This window comes from Petrotoga mexicana DSM 14811 (assembly GCF_002895565.1).
Lineage (GTDB): Bacteria > Thermotogota > Thermotogae > Petrotogales > Petrotogaceae > Petrotoga > Petrotoga mexicana.
Map to the genome: position 1 here is coordinate 26,668 of NZ_AZRN01000002.1, position 16,501 is coordinate 43,168.

18 protein-coding genes and 1 rRNA gene are annotated in these 16,501 nt (G+C 33.8%); 16 read left to right on the plus strand and 3 right to left on the minus strand.

Features of this window, described 5'->3' with window-relative positions:
• Positions 1–163 precede the first annotated feature (163 nt).
• The 3 genes from X927_RS00775 to X927_RS00785 all read right to left on the minus strand — a co-directional run bounded on the left by X927_RS00775 (position 164) and on the right by X927_RS00785 (position 2,564).
• Positions 164–616: a hypothetical protein gene (locus tag X927_RS00775; RefSeq protein ID WP_103076221.1), complete on the minus strand. Its 453-nt coding sequence runs from the start codon at positions 614–616 to the stop codon at positions 164–166.
• Positions 617–748: 132 nt separating this feature from the next.
• Positions 749–1,201 (minus strand): hypothetical protein, encoded by a 453-nt coding sequence (locus X927_RS00780; RefSeq protein WP_103076222.1) that lies wholly within the window; start codon positions 1,199–1,201, stop codon positions 749–751.
• 160 nt (positions 1,202–1,361) lie between these two features.
• The gene (locus tag X927_RS00785) at positions 1,362–2,564 is read right to left on the minus strand and encodes a hypothetical protein (RefSeq protein ID WP_103076223.1); all 1,203 of its coding nucleotides are present in this window, start codon (positions 2,562–2,564) and stop codon (positions 1,362–1,364) included.
• A gap of 196 nt (positions 2,565–2,760) precedes the next feature.
• On the opposite strand from X927_RS00785, the gene X927_RS00790 reads away from it, so the two are divergent.
• From X927_RS00790 to X927_RS00865, 16 genes are all read left to right on the plus strand, one after another.
• Complete coding sequence (locus X927_RS00790) at positions 2,761–3,255, plus strand: hypothetical protein (RefSeq protein WP_103076224.1); 495 nt, start codon at positions 2,761–2,763, stop codon at positions 3,253–3,255.
• Between the two features lie 278 nt (positions 3,256–3,533).
• Complete coding sequence (locus tag X927_RS00795; protein ID WP_103076225.1) at positions 3,534–4,097, plus strand: YceD family protein; 564 nt, start codon at positions 3,534–3,536, stop codon at positions 4,095–4,097.
• 27 nt (positions 4,098–4,124) lie between these two features.
• Positions 4,125–4,307, plus strand: coding sequence for a 50S ribosomal protein L32 (rpmF, locus tag X927_RS00800; RefSeq protein ID WP_103076226.1), 183 nt, complete (start codon positions 4,125–4,127; stop codon positions 4,305–4,307).
• A 4-nt stretch (positions 4,308–4,311) separates the two neighbouring features.
• Positions 4,312–5,292 (plus strand): phosphate acyltransferase PlsX, encoded by a 981-nt coding sequence (plsX, locus tag X927_RS00805; protein WP_103076227.1) that lies wholly within the window; start codon positions 4,312–4,314, stop codon positions 5,290–5,292.
• A gap of 15 nt (positions 5,293–5,307) precedes the next feature.
• On the plus strand, positions 5,308–7,146 hold the full coding sequence (glmS, locus tag X927_RS00810; protein ID WP_103076228.1) for a glutamine--fructose-6-phosphate transaminase (isomerizing): 1,839 nt from the start codon (positions 5,308–5,310) through the stop codon (positions 7,144–7,146).
• A gap of 224 nt (positions 7,147–7,370) precedes the next feature.
• Positions 7,371–7,718: a ribosome silencing factor gene (gene rsfS, locus X927_RS00815; protein ID WP_103076229.1), complete on the plus strand. Its 348-nt coding sequence runs from the start codon at positions 7,371–7,373 to the stop codon at positions 7,716–7,718.
• Between the two features lie 111 nt (positions 7,719–7,829).
• Positions 7,830–8,705 (plus strand): 30S ribosomal protein S2, encoded by an 876-nt coding sequence (rpsB, locus tag X927_RS00820; RefSeq protein WP_103076230.1) that lies wholly within the window; start codon positions 7,830–7,832, stop codon positions 8,703–8,705.
• Between the two features lie 62 nt (positions 8,706–8,767).
• Positions 8,768–10,096, plus strand: a complete 1,329-nt coding sequence (miaB, locus tag X927_RS00825) for a tRNA (N6-isopentenyl adenosine(37)-C2)-methylthiotransferase MiaB (protein ID WP_103076231.1) — start codon at positions 8,768–8,770, stop codon at positions 10,094–10,096.
• A 28-nt stretch (positions 10,097–10,124) separates the two neighbouring features.
• Positions 10,125–10,955 (plus strand): alpha/beta hydrolase, encoded by an 831-nt coding sequence (locus X927_RS00830; protein ID WP_103076232.1) that lies wholly within the window; start codon positions 10,125–10,127, stop codon positions 10,953–10,955.
• A 15-nt stretch (positions 10,956–10,970) separates the two neighbouring features.
• Positions 10,971–11,507 (plus strand): folate family ECF transporter S component, encoded by a 537-nt coding sequence (locus tag X927_RS00835; RefSeq protein ID WP_103076233.1) that lies wholly within the window; start codon positions 10,971–10,973, stop codon positions 11,505–11,507.
• 1 nt (position 11,508) lies between these two features.
• Positions 11,509–12,357: a 50S ribosomal protein L11 methyltransferase gene (locus tag X927_RS00840; protein ID WP_103076234.1), complete on the plus strand. Its 849-nt coding sequence runs from the start codon at positions 11,509–11,511 to the stop codon at positions 12,355–12,357.
• A complete protein-coding gene (locus X927_RS00845) occupies positions 12,324–12,875 on the plus strand; it encodes a DUF501 domain-containing protein (protein WP_103076235.1) in 552 nt (183 codons plus the stop codon). Before X927_RS00840 ends, X927_RS00845 begins: the two co-directional genes overlap by 34 nt.
• A gap of 214 nt (positions 12,876–13,089) precedes the next feature.
• Positions 13,090–14,814, plus strand: a complete 1,725-nt coding sequence (uvrC, locus tag X927_RS00850; RefSeq protein ID WP_103076236.1) for an excinuclease ABC subunit UvrC — start codon at positions 13,090–13,092, stop codon at positions 14,812–14,814.
• Position 14,815: 1 nt separating this feature from the next.
• Positions 14,816–15,601, plus strand: a complete 786-nt coding sequence (locus tag X927_RS00855; RefSeq protein WP_103076237.1) for a DUF4895 domain-containing protein — start codon at positions 14,816–14,818, stop codon at positions 15,599–15,601.
• A gap of 47 nt (positions 15,602–15,648) precedes the next feature.
• On the plus strand, positions 15,649–16,173 hold the full coding sequence (locus X927_RS00860; RefSeq protein WP_103076238.1) for a hypothetical protein: 525 nt from the start codon (positions 15,649–15,651) through the stop codon (positions 16,171–16,173).
• Between the two features lie 225 nt (positions 16,174–16,398).
• Positions 16,399–16,501, plus strand: a 16S ribosomal RNA gene (locus X927_RS00865); the annotation flags it as partial.

Sequence of the window (16,501 nt, forward strand, 5' to 3'; positions counted from 1 at the left end):
ATATCACAATTTATAATTATGAAATCTTTAATTTTAATATTTTATTCCTTAAAAGACTTTGCACCTAAATAATAATAAAATTACCCCTTTTACGTGCTTTATAGCAAAAAGGGGTAATTGATAGATATGAAATATTATTAATAAATGTTCTTGAAAAAAACTTTTAGATTGAAGCTATGGTGAAGGTTACATCGGCGATTTTTGTGCTTGGTGTGAGTGAACCTAGATTTAAGTTGCCTAGAACGTCAAGTGTTGCAGTAACGTCGAAAACCACATTTCCTGCCCCTCCAAAACCAGCTGCCGCTGTGTCTATAGTAATTTGTAATAAATTAGACCAAATGGAATAGCCTGCCATCGCGGTTACTGAACTAGTAACATTATAACTCACGTTTGCCTCAGCTAAGAGCTTTACAGTGTCTGAGGGATTTGCGGGATTTGCTGGATCAAATACTAAATCGAACTGGCTATCAATACTTGAAGAATCTACTGACAATCTCACAAATGCTGGAACATTCAAAAAGACAGGAACGTTAACAGTATCAGAAACTTGTGCCAACCCTGAAACTGACATCAACATCACCATCATCAAAACTACTAAACCTAAAACTTTTTTCATAATTTTACACCCCTTTTAAAATTTTTTGTTTTTTGAATTATTTTCATTTTGCTTTTCTAATTTAATTATACTTGTCATACTAAAACCATACTAATTTTTAATAAAAATTCAATCAGAATTTATGTTACAAATTTAGATACTCGAAACTGTTATTTGAATATTTCCGATTTGGCCATTTATAAAGGTATAGATAATACCTTGCAAAAGGCCTACATCCAACTGAAAAGTCAAAGTGTAGCTTTGTATTCCAGGAGTTCCTCCAGAGCCTGACAAAAACAAACTATAAGAATCTTCTATTAAACCTTGTTGAAAACTAGAAAATGATTCAAGGACCGTAAAAACAGCTGTTAAATTATAATTTATATTGGATTCTACTATAAAAGTTAAACTGTCTTCGACTATGTCGCCCCAGTTGGCAATCGTGGCATACAAGTCTAAACGTGAATCGCTAAGGTTGGTAATTTTCAAGTATTCAGGTACCGTTATATAAATAGGAACGGTAAATTCTTCATTTGTAGCAAATGAGACTGATGAAATAATAATTACAAAAGTGAAAATAAATGTGTATTTTAATTTTTGAACCATTAGTCCTCACGCCCTGACTTAATTTTCTATAAACTAATTCTAATTTAATTATACTCCGGGTAATAAGATGACAATTAATTTTAATAAAAATACAATAAGAATTTTGAAGAAAAACAGTAAAATGAAAATAAAAAAATTAGAGGAAAGATTTAGGAAGGTATCAAGAAGCCGAAAGAGTGATATACACATCTCCTATATGGATAATTTCATCGACGGTGATAACTTTATTTTCAAAAAGGGATAGTATTAGTTCACGTTTATCATTCCACAAATCGGCAAAGTTTGCCTTTATTTCAATATCAAAATCGGTATTGCCGTTCTCTACGGATATTACTTCATCATTTTGTAAAAAAATGTAATCTGCCAAAAAGTTATAAGTCTCAAAAATAACCATTGAAAGATAAATCTCGTACTTTGGCAAGGTTGATTTAATCTGCACTGGAAGTGAAGAAATAACATTATTCTGTGGGTTTGCAAGGTCAAAAGTTAGTTGAATTCTGCCTTCTCCTCCGATGATGAAGGTTATATCAGGTTCAGGAACCTTAAAGTAAATAGGAATTGCTAAATAACTAAAACACCCACCTTCCATCGGGATAGATATGACAGCGTTCGCTACGTGAAGTCCTTCTTTGGGAGACCCAGCCTCAACATATTTTTCTTGTAACAAACTTCCATAATTGTTGAATAGGTTACCTAAATTAGAGCCAACTTTTACATCGAACTCTACATTTGGATTATTTAAATAGATATTAGGAGAACTTAAAAATTGTAAATAACTATCTTCAGATAGAAAATCAAACCCATCTAACAACTCAACACTAACGTAAACATGAAGGGGGGGTAAGTTAGACTTGAGAGATAGGTTAGAAATTTTTTGATCGTACCATGGCCCACTACCTGGATAAGGTGGAGAAAATACAAAGACTATGTCGTTTGAAACTGTATAGTTCACAAAGAAGTCATCAACTACGAAATAAACGTCAACAAAATCTAACTGTTTCCCATTTGAGTCAAAAAGCAAAAATTCTCCTATTTTTGTGCCTGAAGAAGATAAAAGACCATTCTTAAACATAGCTAGAATTTTTTGGTTATTACTTTGCCAAAATGTTTGGACATTAAACCCTAGTTGTATTATATAAGTATTTCCGTTTTTCCAACTTGAAGGGTTGAAATAACTTTTAAAAAATTCGTAATTACGTTCTAGTTGTAATTCTACACGAGAAACGTTCGATTGCTTAACATCAATTAGAATTTGCTGGTAGTTGTAATGGTCCTTATCTAATTTGAATTCGAAATAATTGTTTGTTGAAAATATGCTTATAGTTATGAACAAAAAAGTTAAAAAGACAATTATTTTCCTCATTTTAATCACTTCCTAATAATTTTCTTTCTAAATTATACCTCATTTTTTATAAATAATTTTAATTCTTTCAATAAAAATTTAATAAAAATGATTATAATTCGCCTTTAATAATGATTACAAAAAAACAAGAAAGCTTGACATTTTCATTTTTATTTAGTATAATTTTATTAGACTTTTATTAGAGGTGGTGAGTGTAATGAAAAAGACAATTTTCGTAACGTTAATAATTTTGTTTGTTATGAATATAAGCGTTATTTCTTTTTCTCAAACTTCTGATAGTGTTAATATCCCGGTTTATATCAGTGTTCCCAGCTATGCTGCAATTGACTCTGTTGATAAAGAGAGATTAGATTATGAATTAGATTTGTCATCTCCTGAAAACAAAAATGAAGAGGTTAAAATAAAAATCGTAGCAAATACAGCTTTTGAGATTAATGTGGAATTTGATGCCGAAGAAAGCAACTTTAACGAACAGAACCAAGCATTGTTTGAATTGTTGAATAGCAGTTATAATTACTCTCTAAATAGTAACGATTCATCGTCTGGAGTTATTGAAAAAACCGTTCAAGTGGGCTTTAATTTTCAACAGGTGCTTGATAGCAATCCTGAAATGAGAGAGTTACTTTTGGAAAGTGGAGAATACAACGATAAGGTTGGAAATTTTGTTTTCACAGTTTCTCCTGCAGTTTAAAGATAATTAAGCGCCCCTTAGCCCCGCAGCCCGCCCACAAGGAAAAGGTTCTTTGCCCTTTCATCACGTTTTCCGCCCTTCTAAGGAAAAAATAAAAGTCTTTGTCCAACATTCCACCCAATGAAGGAAAATTTTCCGTGTAGTTTAAAGATAAATACTGCAGCAAACGTTCGAGAGGTAGGTTGATCCCTGCCTCTTTTTTATTATTCAAAAATTAACAATTATTTTGTATTTGATAAACTTTTTTGAAGTAAAATAAAACGGCTGAGGTGAGAATAATGTTTAACGAAGAATTGAAAAATAAAAACCTTATAATTGAATTAGAATCTTTTGAAAAGATATTAGAAAGAGAAATCATCATTAGAAATTGGAAAGAAATTGAACTACCTTCTGAAAAGGCAAAGATACTTGCCCCGATAGATGTCAATGTTTCTTTGGAGAAAGGAGAAAGTCGTGTATTAGTAAGTGGTAAAATTGAAACTATGGTCCAGCTTCATTGCTCGAGATGTTTGAAACCCATTGAGTACTGGATAGAAGAAAGTTTTGAAGCAGTCTATTTAAGTAGGAACTTTGAAAAGTATTTGTCAAAAACTGAGCGTTTAAAAACATTGGATAATCTTATTTACTATGATGGCCAATCACTAGATTTGACAAATCGAGTAATAGAGACTATAATATTATCAGTACCAGAGGTTCCACTGTGTAGAGAAGATTGTAAAGGGTTATGTCCTATCTGTGGGACTGATTTAAACGAAAATCCAGATCATTCTTGTGAAACAGAGGAGATTGACCCACGTTTTGTAACATTAAAAAAATTGCTGGATAACGAAAAATTAAATTAATACAAAATACTAAAGGGGGAAACATACATGGCAACGCCAAAACAAAAACCTTCAAGAAGTAGGACACATTCAAGAAGAGCAAAATTTTACTCTGCATACAAGATCAACGTTGTAAAATGTCCGAAGTGCGGAGAGCCAAAATTACCACACCGCGTTTGTTTGAATTGTGGATACTATGGTGACAAACAAATCTTAGAAATAGGTGAATAAGCCAATGGATAGTGTAAAAATAGGTATAGATCTATACGGCGGTGATAATGCGCCCCACTCAGTTGTTGAGGGCGCACTTTTTGCTTTGAAGAATAAGTTTCTTTCCCCGGACGAATTGATTATAGTGGGAAATGAAATTTCGAAAGAAGATTTAGATAAAATATCGAATTTAAAGATTGTACCAGCTAAAAACTTGGTTAGTAACGAAACAAAACCAACAGAAGTTTTGAAATTGAAGGAATCTTCCATGTATGTTGGTTGTGATATGTTGAAAAATAACGAATTAAATGCTTTTGTGAGTGCAGGCAACACTGGTGCATTACTTTCAAGCGGTACTTTTGTTGCTGGTAGGCTTCCTGGTATAAAAAGGCCTGCCTTGGTTTTGGCCCTTCCTTCTAAATCAAATAAACCTAAAATTTTGGTGGATGCGGGAGCGAATGCTGAAGTAAAAGCTGAACATTTTTACGATTTCGCTAGGGAAGGAATAGCTTATGCTAAATTTTTGAATCTTGAAAATCCCAGAGTGGGGATTTTAAATATCGGTTCTGAAGACGAAAAGGGGAATTCACTAGTTAGAGAAGCTTCTAATTTGTTAAAAGAAGAAAAGAAGTTTAATTATGTCGGCTATATAGAAGCACGTGAACTGTTTGATGACACGTGTGATATAATAGTTACAGATGGATTCACTGGTAACAACGTTTTAAAAACAATAGAAGGTACAGCTTATTTCATCCTCCACGAATTGAAAGAAACGATAAAAAAGGGTGGGTTGTTCACAAAATTAGGAGCCTTGTTTTTAAAAGGGTCATTGAAGTCTTTAGTTAATAAGATTGATTATAGGAGTTATGGTGGAACATTCTTTTTGGGGGTCAATGGTATTTTAGTCAAGGCACATGGGTCTTCAGACGCAGAGGCAATAGCTAACGCTTTGTATGTGGCTTACAGAGCTGCTAAATTTGACTTGATCAAAAAGATTGAGATTTAAAAGGGGGTTTAAAAATTGTGTGGGATAGTAGGGTTTGTTTCAGATAGAAAAGTGAAGGTTGAAGATCTTATTTCTGGGTTAAAAAAACTTGAGTATCGAGGGTACGATTCCGCAGGTTTAGCTTACAATGTAAATCATTCTATTAAATATTTAAAAAAGCCTGGAAGAATTAGCGAGATTGAAAAATTACTATTAAATGAAGGGTTATTAGAAGAAAGTTTTTATTCTGGAATTGCGCACACAAGATGGGCAACCCACGGGGTTGTTTCAGAGCAAAACTCCCATCCGCATTTGGATTGTAAAGAAGAGATAGCCGTTGTACATAACGGTATCATAGAGAACTTTCAAGAGTTGAGAACTGAGCTTGAAGTTAAGGGCCATATCTTCAAATCAGAAACCGATTCCGAAGTTATCGCTCATTTGATAGAAGATAAATACAACGGAGATCTTTTTGATTCGGTTTTAAAAGCTTTAAAGGAACTTGAAGGTGCGTATGCGATTGCCGTAGTTCATAAAGACAAATCTGATCAAATCATAGCAGCAAGAAAAGGCAGCCCTTTAGTGGTTGCAAGTAATGAAAATATAAGTATGTTAGCTTCAGACGTCACTCCTTTATTGAAGTATTCAAAAGAGATGAATTTTTTGAATGATGGCGAGGTAGCTATTTTAACGCCTAAAGGTTATTCTTTATTTAACTTGGAGGGTGTTCCCCTTGAGAAAAAACCGATACGTATAACCTGGGATGAGTCGCTGGCAGAGAAATCAGGATATCCACATTTCATGTTGAAAGAAATTTTTGAGCAACCAATAGCGTTAGAATCTGTTTTAGTTGGCCGATTAAAAGATGGAAAACCACAGATAAAAGAAGTACAATCTTTAGAAGGTTTTGTGAAGAACAAAATGAAGAAAGTATATGTAGTCGCATGTGGTACGAGTTATCATGCTGGTTTAGCTGCAAAATACTTCATGAATAGATATTCAGATATTGATTTTGACATAGAGGTTGCCTCAGAGTTCAGATACATGGATCCAGTAATAGATAGTAATACTTTGGTGCTGGCTATATCTCAATCTGGTGAAACTATAGATACGCTAGAGGGGGTCAGATTAGCAAAGAAAAAAGGAGCATATGTATTAGCTATAAGTAATGTAGTTGGTTCTACTATCTGTAGAGAATCTGACGCAGTTCTCTATCTCAACACTGGTCCGGAGATAGGGGTTGCCGCAACAAAAACTTATACTGCACAGATAGCTTTGCTTTACACCTTAGCTGCACAACTTATCCATTGGAAAGGTTACAAAGACGAAGAGCTGGATGACATAATGAGAACCATCGAGAAAATGCCAGAATTGTTTAGGATGATCTTAGATAAAACAAACGGTCACATGATGGAGTTGGTAAAGAAGTATAAAAACTTCAAAGATATGATGTATATAGGTAGGATTTTTGGTTTTCCTGCGGCTCTGGAAGGTGCTTTAAAATTAAAAGAAATCAGTTATATCAATGCGATCGCCTATCAAGCAGGTGAATTAAAACACGGGCCAATAGCCCTATTAGACGATAATTTTCCAGTATTTGCAATAGTCCCTTCAGGGAAACTAAGAGAGAAGATGATTTCCAATATTATGGAAGTGAAAGCGCGTAGCGCGAGGGTTATAGCTTTAACTCCCATAGATGATCAACAAACGAAGAAAATATGTGATGATTACATCGATGTGCCTACTGTTTCGGAACCTTTAATACCGTTGGTAGTGGCTCCTATTACGCAACTTTTCGCTTATTACACAGCGGTACAAAAAGGTTTAGATCCTGATAAACCAAGAAATTTAGCAAAAAGTGTCACGGTTGAATAATTTTAGTAAAGGTAGTAAATACACCTTTATCCTTAGATGGATCGGGGCAAAGGGCAAAAGCTTTTTAATCCTTAGAGGTCGGGCAGCAGGGCAAAGCCTTTTACTCTTCCTTAGAAGGGCGGGGAGCGGGGCAAAGGGCAAAACTTTTTAATCCTTAGAGGTCGGGCTGCGGGGCGAAGGGGCGCTAAAAGTGCAAAAAAAATTCCATCGGAGGTGGTAAATTTTTGTTAAAAACTGATGTTTTTAATTCCGTTAAAGAAATAGTCGAATTGCTAGAAGAAAAAGATGGAGAAAATATTGTAGTACTTGACATGGAAGATTCCGAGTTGATGGTTGATTACTTTGTCATTGTTACGGGAAATTCAGAACCACATAGAGTAGCGTTAAGAGACCAAGTAGTCAGGTATCTAAAAGATGAAGATATACCCATAACATTTTACGATAAAGGTCAAAGTACCGATTGGATGATAATCGATGCGGGTATCTTTATAGTTCATATATTCTCCGAAGAGAGTAGAGAATTTTACGATTTAGAAGGACTTTGGGGCGAACAAAATAGAACGGTATTATAAAATAACACTCACATCTTCCGTTTTTCACCCCGGTGCCCGTAAAAGGGTCGGTGAAAAAAAGGAAGGTGGAGGTTAGAAAACCAAATCAAACATTTACGGAGGTGTATTTTTGTGTCAGTGGTAAGTATGAAACAGTTACTTGAAGCAGGAGCTCACTTTGGTCATAGGACGAGAAGATGGAATCCCAAGATGCAGCCTTATATCTTTACTGAAAGAAAAGGGATTCATATTATTGATTTACAAAAGACTTTAAAAAGTATCGACGAAGCCTATGAATTTCTGAAAAGTTCGGTCATGGAAAAGAAAAGGGTATTGTTTGTTGGAACTAAGAAACAGGCGCAGCAAATCGTTGCCGATGAAGCACGCAGATGTGGAGAATTTTTTGTAAACAACAGATGGCTTGGCGGTTTGTTAACCAACTTCAAGACGATAAAATCAAGAATTGATAAATTGGAGCAATTAAGTGAGTACGTTGAAAGCGAAGAGTTTTCAAAACTACCCAAAAAAGAACAAGCCACCATACGAAGAAATTTGGAGAAATTAGAAAAAAACTTGGGTGGTTTACGTGGAATGAAAAAAATTCCAGATGTAATATTCATTATTGATCCTAAAAAAGAAGAGATCGCTGTGAAAGAAGCAAATTTACTTAAATTACCTATAATAGCAACGGTAGATACTAATTGTGATCCTGATCTTATCGATTACGTTATTCCCGCAAATGATGACGCTATTAGAACCATAATGCTTATTGCCTCGAAAATGGCCGATGCGATTATTGAAGGAAAAGAAGGGAGAATAGAAACCCTCGAAGAAAGTAGCGAAGAGGAAGTGGAAGAAGAAAAAGGTGAAGTAGATGAAGTAGACGAAAAATTAGAGGCTGAGGAGAAATACGCCAGTTACGCCGAAGAATTAGAAGAGGAGGAAGAAGAACTTATTCCTTCAGAAGTAGGAGAAGAAGACGACGAAACTGAAGAAGAAAAATTTTAATTGTTAGTTGCACATAATACACCGGGGGATTGCTCCCGGTTTTTTTGTAAGAGGTGATGATTTTGAAATTTTACATAAGAACATTTGGTTGTCAAATGAATATAAACGAAAGTGAAATAATGGCAGGTCTTTTGAAAGAAGAAGGTTTCGAATGGACAGAAAATCCAAAAGAGGCCGATATAATATTGATAAACAGTTGTGCTGTTAGAGAAAAAGCAGAAAATAAGATGTATGGAGCTATAGGAGGCTACGGTAAACTAAAAGATGAAAATAAGAAATTAATCTTGGGTGTAGGAGGTTGCTCGGCAGAAAAAGAAAGGGAACAGTTACTTGAAAGATTTAAAAAAGTGGATTTTGTCTTTGGCACTAGAAATGTGATAGACATAGCAAATTTGGTAAAACGCGCTTTAAATGGAGAAAGGTTCGCTGATTTTAGCGACAAATTGAATGATGTCAGTTACGATATTCCAAAGATGCCTTCAAGTAAACATCATGCTTGGATTACTATTATATACGGATGCAATAAGTATTGTACATACTGTATAGTTCCATACACCAGAGGTTTTGAGAAAAGTAGACCTATGGAAGATATAATAAAAGAAGTTGAAAGTTATGCGAAAAAAGGCTACAAAGAAATTACTTTTTTAGGTCAAAATGTTGATTCTTACGGTAAGGATTTTGGGGACAAAAAATCTAAATTAGACCTGCTCATCCAAAAGGCAGCAGAATTTGATTCTATAAAAAGAATTTGGTTTTTAACCTCGTATCCTTCTGATATAACGGATTCTTTGATACAGACTGTTGCTAACGAGGAAAAAGCGGCAAATTATTTTCATCTCCCAGCTCAATCAGGGAGCAACAAAATTCTCAAAGCGATGAATAGAAAATACACAAGAGAAGAGTTCATTGAACTTGTAAATAAGGTAAAGAAAGAAGTAGCTAACGTTACAGTATCCAGTGATTTTATAACAGGCTTCCCATCTGAAACAGATGAGGATTTTGAAGAAACGGTAGATTTGATCAAGCGGTGTAGATTTGAGAGGATAAATATCGCAGAATATTCTCCAAGAGAAGGAACCATAGCTTATAAATATCAAAAAGATGATGTTCCTAAACATATTAAAAATAAAAGATTGCAATATCTGATGGAGTTACAAAAAAGGATAAACCTTGAAGAAAATGAAAAGTATCTTGAACAAGAAGTTATTATAATTCAAGAAGGAAAAGCAGGTAAAAATGGTACTTATATGGGAAGAACTATGAACAATAAATTAATAATCTTCGAAAGTAATGAAGAATTGAACGGCGAATTTTTGAAAGTAAAGATCAATAAGATTACACCGGGTCCATTGTATGGAGAGGTCGTGAAGACGAACTACACGAGCGTTTAATAATATATAGAAAAAGGAGTGTTCACACTTGACACATGGAAAAGTCTATGAATCATTATCGTTTTATAGCCAAGCACTAAAAAGCGATATGAAATATTCTATTTATCTCCCGCCTAAATACGACATTGAAACTAGGAAATATCCGACTATTTATCTACTGCATGGACATGGGGGAAACGAAACGAGTTGGCTAAGAAAAGGTAGAGTAGATCAAAGTTTGGATTTAATGATAAATAACAATGAAATTCCACCTTTTGTAGCTGTGATGCCTGATGCCAAGAACAGTTGGTACGTTAATTCTCCAACGGGGGAGAACTATGAAACCGCTTTGATTGAAGACCTGATTCAACATATAGAAACGCAGTATAAGGTTTACAACGAACGCTCTTCGAGGTTCATAGCTGGACTATCCATGGGGGGTTACGGTGCCTTAAGGTTGGCATTTAAGTATCCCGAGTTATTTTTGTCTGTTGCAAGTTTAAGTGGGGGAATAACTAGAGAAGTTCCCCCTGAAAAAGAAGTCGATTTAGATGGGAATGAAATTAATGTCAGAGAAGATTACTATCATGATGCATTTGGTTGGCCCTTTAACCCAGAGTTATGGGAAAAAGAGAATATTTTTAACTACATAGAAAACTTGAAACAAAGCGAATTAGAGCTTCCGGTTTATCTTTCTTGTGGAAGTGAAGATTATTTTTACCTATATTTAGGTGCTTCTGAACTGCACCATGAATTAAGAGTAAACGGCATATCTTCAACTCTTTTTATAAAACCTGGTGATCATAATTGGTTTCTTTGGAGCCAAGAAATAAAAGAAGTATTAAGGTTCTTTGCGAAAAACATGCTTATAATCCATTAAGTAAGGAGTGAATTTATGGACCAAAAAAATGGCACCTATAGATTAGTAATGAATTCTTTGTTTATAGTTCTATCCATACTTTTGTCAAGGTTATTAGCGATTAGAATTCCCATAGGTAATGTTGAAGTTATTAGATTTGGGTTTGGAACTATTCCTATGTTTCTTTCAGCCTTTATTTTTGGGCCTTTGGATGGATTTATTGTTGGAGGTTTATCTGATTTGATTGGTTATTGGATAAATCCAATGGGAGCTTTCCTTCCCCAATTCACGTTAACCTCAGCTTTACACGGTTTGATTCCGGGTATAATATTTAAGTACTTTTTTAAAAGAAGAATCAATTATTGGACATTAGCCGTTTCTTGTGGTTTAGGTGAGGCGGTAGGAATTACCTTAACGCCATTCTTTCTTCATCAAGCGTTTGGTATTTCATATGCGGTTCTTATGCCCCCACGTTTAGGTGGCTATGTGGTTTCATTCTTTTTGAATGCTTTTATAATGCTGTTGCTACTCACTAGAATTCCTCAAATTAATAAAATGATGGAGAAGAAATAAGATGGATAAATTTTATGAGTTTATTTATGAATTGGAATCCAACGAGGAAGAAAAGATAATAGATCAGTTCATAAAATATGGGTTTAATTCCTTTTACATCGAGGAAGATGTAGAAAGTTCAAAAACTTTTCTGAAGTTGTATGTCAAGAAGGAAGAGCAAATCAAGGATATTTTGGATTTACTTTCCCTGTATGGTTTAAGATTGCTTTCAAAAGAAATCACCGAAGAATCACAATGGTTAGAAGAATGGAAAAAAACAATAAACGTTTTTGAACTTATAGACGGGGTCTGGGTTAACCCTTTTTCCGATAAAAAAATAGAAAAACCTGGAATAGTATTGAACGTAATACCGGGAAGTGCCTTTGGTACCGGTTTACATTCAACAACTAAACTGGCGGCTGAACTTTTGAGAAAAGCTGATTGCATAGGCAAAGATGTTATAGACGTTGGAACAGGCAGTGGGATATTATCGGTTTTGGCCAAAAAGTTTGGAGCTAATCGTGTTTTGGCTTTAGATAACGATACTTTAGCTATAGAAAAAGCTAAGGAAACAGCTATTTTAAACGATGTTGATATTGAAATACGAGAATCAGATTTGTTAAGCGCTGTTGAAGAACACGAGAGATTCGACATATTAGTTTCTAATATTGTGGCTGAAGTACTGATACAGTTAATGAAAGATCATAAATTTGATAAAGTACTTAAAGAAAAAGGATTTGTTATCTTTTCTGGTATAATTGAAAGCAAAGAGAAATCTGTTATTGAACAAGCAAAAGAAGTGAATTTAGTATTGAGAGATAGAACGGAGGACGGTTCTTGGATAGCTCTATTATTTCACAAGAAGACTTAATAATAATAAAAAAACAATTAGGACGTGGTGTAAGTAATGTATTAAATATTGAAAAAAGATGTATATATGGCTATCCTCAAGTAATAAAGAGCTTTCCTTTAAAAGATGGAAAGCCTTTTCCTACTCTTTACTGGTTAACTTGTCCATATTTAGTGGAAGAAGTTTCTAAGTTGGAAGCACAGCAAAAAATCACGGAAATAGAAAAGATTATACAAAATGATCCAGTATTAAGGCAACAAATGATCCATGCTCACAAAGAAGAAATTAAAAAAAGAATGAAGTTATTAGGAGAAAAAATCAGTTCCCTCTCTGAAAACATGATTAAGAAGTTAAAACAAACGGGAATAGGTGGGATTGAGGATTTTTCTACTATAAAGTGCTTACATTTACACTATGCATCTTATTTAGTTGGGGAGAACAATCCCGTGGGGGAAATAGTGGATCGTTATATTGCTAAGAAATGCTGCGACGACAGTAGATGTGAAAAATGGGTGGGCTGCGGGGCGAAGGGGCGCTAACACAAGATAATGAAACAAAGATTCATAGGGTTCTTAAGGGGTAAGCACAGATTCCTTATGGGTGGGGAGCGGGGTGAAAGGGCGCTAAAACCAACTTTTGAATATCTCAAAGTAATACCTTATTGCAGCTTTACACGAAAAACTTTTCAAATCAAATAAAGATTTTAGGGTTTTTAAGGGGCGAAGCCCCTTAACGTATGGAGGGAAACAACCTATGATAGACAGATCGATTTTAAAAAACATCCCTAAAAAACCAGGGGTATATATTTTTAAAAACAATAAAGGTGATCCTATATATATAGGCAAGGCAAAAAACTTAAAAAACAGAGTTTCTTCATACTTTAACAAGAAAAATTACATAGGAAATGAAAAAACTTATGAAATGCTAGAAAAAGCTGCAAATTTAGACTACATAATAACTTCAAATGAAAATCAAGCATTTATATTAGAAGCCAACCTCATCTATGTTCATAAGCCAAAATACAATATAATGCTAAAAGATACACGAGTGTATCCATATATCTTAGTTACGGATGAACAATTTCCCAAGATAAAATACGTTCGAACAAAAAAAGAAGAAAAGGGTAAATACTATGGTCCATATTCTGATGTGAAATTTGTAAAAGATGTTATTGAAGTACTGCAAAGTGTTTATAAGATCAGAAGTTGTGACAGAGATTTAAGCAGAAAAAGCAAACCATGTTTCCTTTACCATTTAGGAAGATGTTATGGTCCATGTTACAAGGACGTAGACGAAACGGTATATCAAGAATCAGTGGAAAAGGTTAAAAAAGTTTTATCAGGAGACATTGAAGAAGTGAAGAACTATCTTCAAAAAGCCATGAAAGATTATGCCAAAATAAAAAACTATGAAAAAGCTGCTCAGATGCGTGACACGCTGTTCAAATTAGAAAATTTATTTGAAGAAGTAGCTGTTGAATACAAAAACGGAAAAAATTTAGATATAATAATGTATGAACCTCCAGTTTATTTAGTTTTAATAGTAAGAAAAGGATACTTAATTTCAAAGCTTTCCTTTACAATGGAAGGAACGTTAGAAGAGTTCTTGTATCAATACTATATTGTAAGAAAGAATGAGCCGCCTTCTTTGATATCGACACTATACAAAGAAGAAATTTCTTCAGAAATCTTGGATTTTCTTAAAGAAAAAGGCTTAAAAAGGATAGAAAAGATTGGTAAAAGTTCTAAAATATACGAAATGGCTTATACAAATTTGCAAGAAGAAATCAAAAGGCAAAAAGACTTAAGCTATGCCTTAAAACAGGCAAAAGAGATACTTTCATTGAAAAAAGAGCCAAAAATTATTGAAGGGATAGACATATCTCATCTTCAAGGATTATATACCGTTGCATCTTTAGTGCGTTTCGAAAACGGCAAGCCCAAAAAAGAAGGATACAGGAAGTATCGTTTAGATAATATAAAAGCGCCAGATGACTTTGAAAGTATCAGAACAGTTATAAAAAGAAGATATCAAAAGCATGAATTACCTGATCTGTTATTCATTGATGGAGGAAAAGGACAGGTAAATTCGGCTGTAGAATCACTAAAAGAAATCGGCTATTCTTTAAAAGATGTGGATGTTGTCGGCATTGCCAAAGAAGATGAAAGGATAGTTTTACCAGGTGATATACCCGATCTTCACTTACCTCTGGATCATCCAGTTTTAAGATTACTTATATACGTAAGAGATGAGACTCATAGATTTGCCATAGGTTTTAACAGAAGTCTCAGAAGTAAACGATTCGAAAAAACCAAATTGGATGATATTTATGGTATAGGTCCAAAGAGGAAAAAAGAATTAATAAAGCATTTTGGAGGAATTCAAAAAGTATTGGAAGCATCAACTGAAGAAATATCAAAAGTCGTTAAAAGTGAAAAAATTGCGAAAAGAATAAAAGAAAGTTTAGGAGAGAAATGATTTGGAAGAACTAATCAAATTTGCCGAAAATTACTTAAATAAATACAAGAACTTTTTAGCCGAGGAGTTTCAACATTTTTTCTTTGGTACTGTTTACGATAGCGAAGATAAATTTCCAGTCTACTGTATTTTTATAGATGAAGACGGAAGAGTTTTTGAAACTTTTGGACCTGATAAACCAGGAAAAGTTATGAGTGTCCTATACCCTACTTATTACAATGATTCTGATATATTAGTAAATAAATACACAGAACTATCAAGACAATACAATAAAATAGTACAACCCAATACGGCATTTGGTATTGTACAATCGCCTTTTAAAATTACATCGTACAGGGTATGGGGAAACGAAAGACTCATAAAAAAACTCATATTTTCCGAAAAGTTAAAGGGAGAAGAATACATTTCTCTCCATCAGAACATAACAGATGAGAAATTGAAATTCATAATTGAACATTACAAGCAATGGGATGATGACATATTTTATTTTCCATATTTGAAGGATATTCATGTTTTATTTAGAGTTCCTGATTATATAAGCAGTTCAGAAGTATCCATATATATAGAAATTGGACGAATATTAAAAGAAAAAGTCCTTCAAAGATACGATTTTTTGGAAAATTCTTACAAACTCCCAGAAATGAAAGTTAAAACACCAGCATTAGCTGTATTCAAAGTACCTGCAGACCGCATCCTTGATGTAGACTTCAAATCTATTTATGATCAAGTTATCAAAAAGACTGCTAAAATAGTTGAACAAATTAATGAAATAGAAATTGAATTATAAAAGTATAGGGCGCTATAAAAGTAATTAATCATCAAAAGGAGAGAAGAATGAAAGTAAACATTGAAGATTATTATAAAAGAACAAATCAAAATATAACGCCAAAAAGTTTAAAAAAAGAAAAAAAATCTCCTTTCACCCTCGCTGAAATGTTGTATGGAACATTTAATACAGTTATTTCTGTACTATTTATATTACTCATATTAATAACGAACACCTTAAAACCTATCATAAATGATATAATTAACCCCAATTTTCCATTAGAAACCAGACAAATATTTTTTCTGTCTATATTAATACTTATATTAGGAATATTATTTGAAATATATGCCATAGAAAAAGCTAGACTCCACAGATATTCGGTAACAGGAGCTATCATATTTTTCTTTTCACTTTTTATGGCTTTTTCTATAACTTATATAATAATAAAATACTCTTTAAACTGGGTAGGAATTCAGCTATTCGGTCAAACTGAAATAGGCCAAAACAAATGGTTTTATTTACCTTCCATAGTCTATTTGGGATACTCAATATTCAATATATACTACTCTTTTGCTTTGATGAATTCACAATAATTTTCAAATAAGTTCATAAAAAAGAAATTGACAAAGTGGAGAGAGATGTGGTAATATATACAACGCTGATGGATGAAAAGGAAAAAGAGCAGATGAAAAAAGCGTAGAGAAATTGTTGAGAATGGAGTTTGCGTTACGGAGCGAACGAAGGAACGGTGAATATAGGAGAGAGATTCTCAACGAGAGTTGGTCTTTGAAAAGTAGATAGAGGAGACTGAAGAGTTTAGGATGAAGGGTTTGATCCTGGCTCAGGGTAAACGCTGGCGGCGTGCGTAACACATGCAAGTCGGACGGGTTATACTTCTTAGGAAGTATAATCAGTGGCGAA

Coding starts and splice junctions, on each gene's coding strand:
- X927_RS00795 (WP_103076225.1), top strand. CDS start 3,534: ATGTTTAACGAAGAATTGAAAAATAAAAACCTTATAATTGAATTAGAA.
- plsX (WP_103076227.1), top strand. CDS start 4,312: ATGGATAGTGTAAAAATAGGTATAGATCTATACGGCGGTGATAATGCG.
- rpmF (WP_103076226.1), top strand. CDS start 4,125: ATGGCAACGCCAAAACAAAAACCTTCAAGAAGTAGGACACATTCAAGA.
- X927_RS00840 (WP_103076234.1), top strand. CDS start 11,509: ATGGATAAATTTTATGAGTTTATTTATGAATTGGAATCCAACGAGGAA.
- X927_RS00790 (WP_103076224.1), top strand. CDS start 2,761: ATGAAAAAGACAATTTTCGTAACGTTAATAATTTTGTTTGTTATGAAT.
- X927_RS00785 (WP_103076223.1), bottom strand. CDS start 2,564: ATGAGGAAAATAATTGTCTTTTTAACTTTTTTGTTCATAACTATAAGC.
- X927_RS00860 (WP_103076238.1), top strand. CDS start 15,649: ATGAAAGTAAACATTGAAGATTATTATAAAAGAACAAATCAAAATATA.
- uvrC (WP_103076236.1), top strand. CDS start 13,090: ATGATAGACAGATCGATTTTAAAAAACATCCCTAAAAAACCAGGGGTA.
- X927_RS00780 (WP_103076222.1), bottom strand. CDS start 1,201: ATGGTTCAAAAATTAAAATACACATTTATTTTCACTTTTGTAATTATT.
- X927_RS00775 (WP_103076221.1), bottom strand. CDS start 616: ATGAAAAAAGTTTTAGGTTTAGTAGTTTTGATGATGGTGATGTTGATG.
- X927_RS00835 (WP_103076233.1), top strand. CDS start 10,971: ATGGACCAAAAAAATGGCACCTATAGATTAGTAATGAATTCTTTGTTT.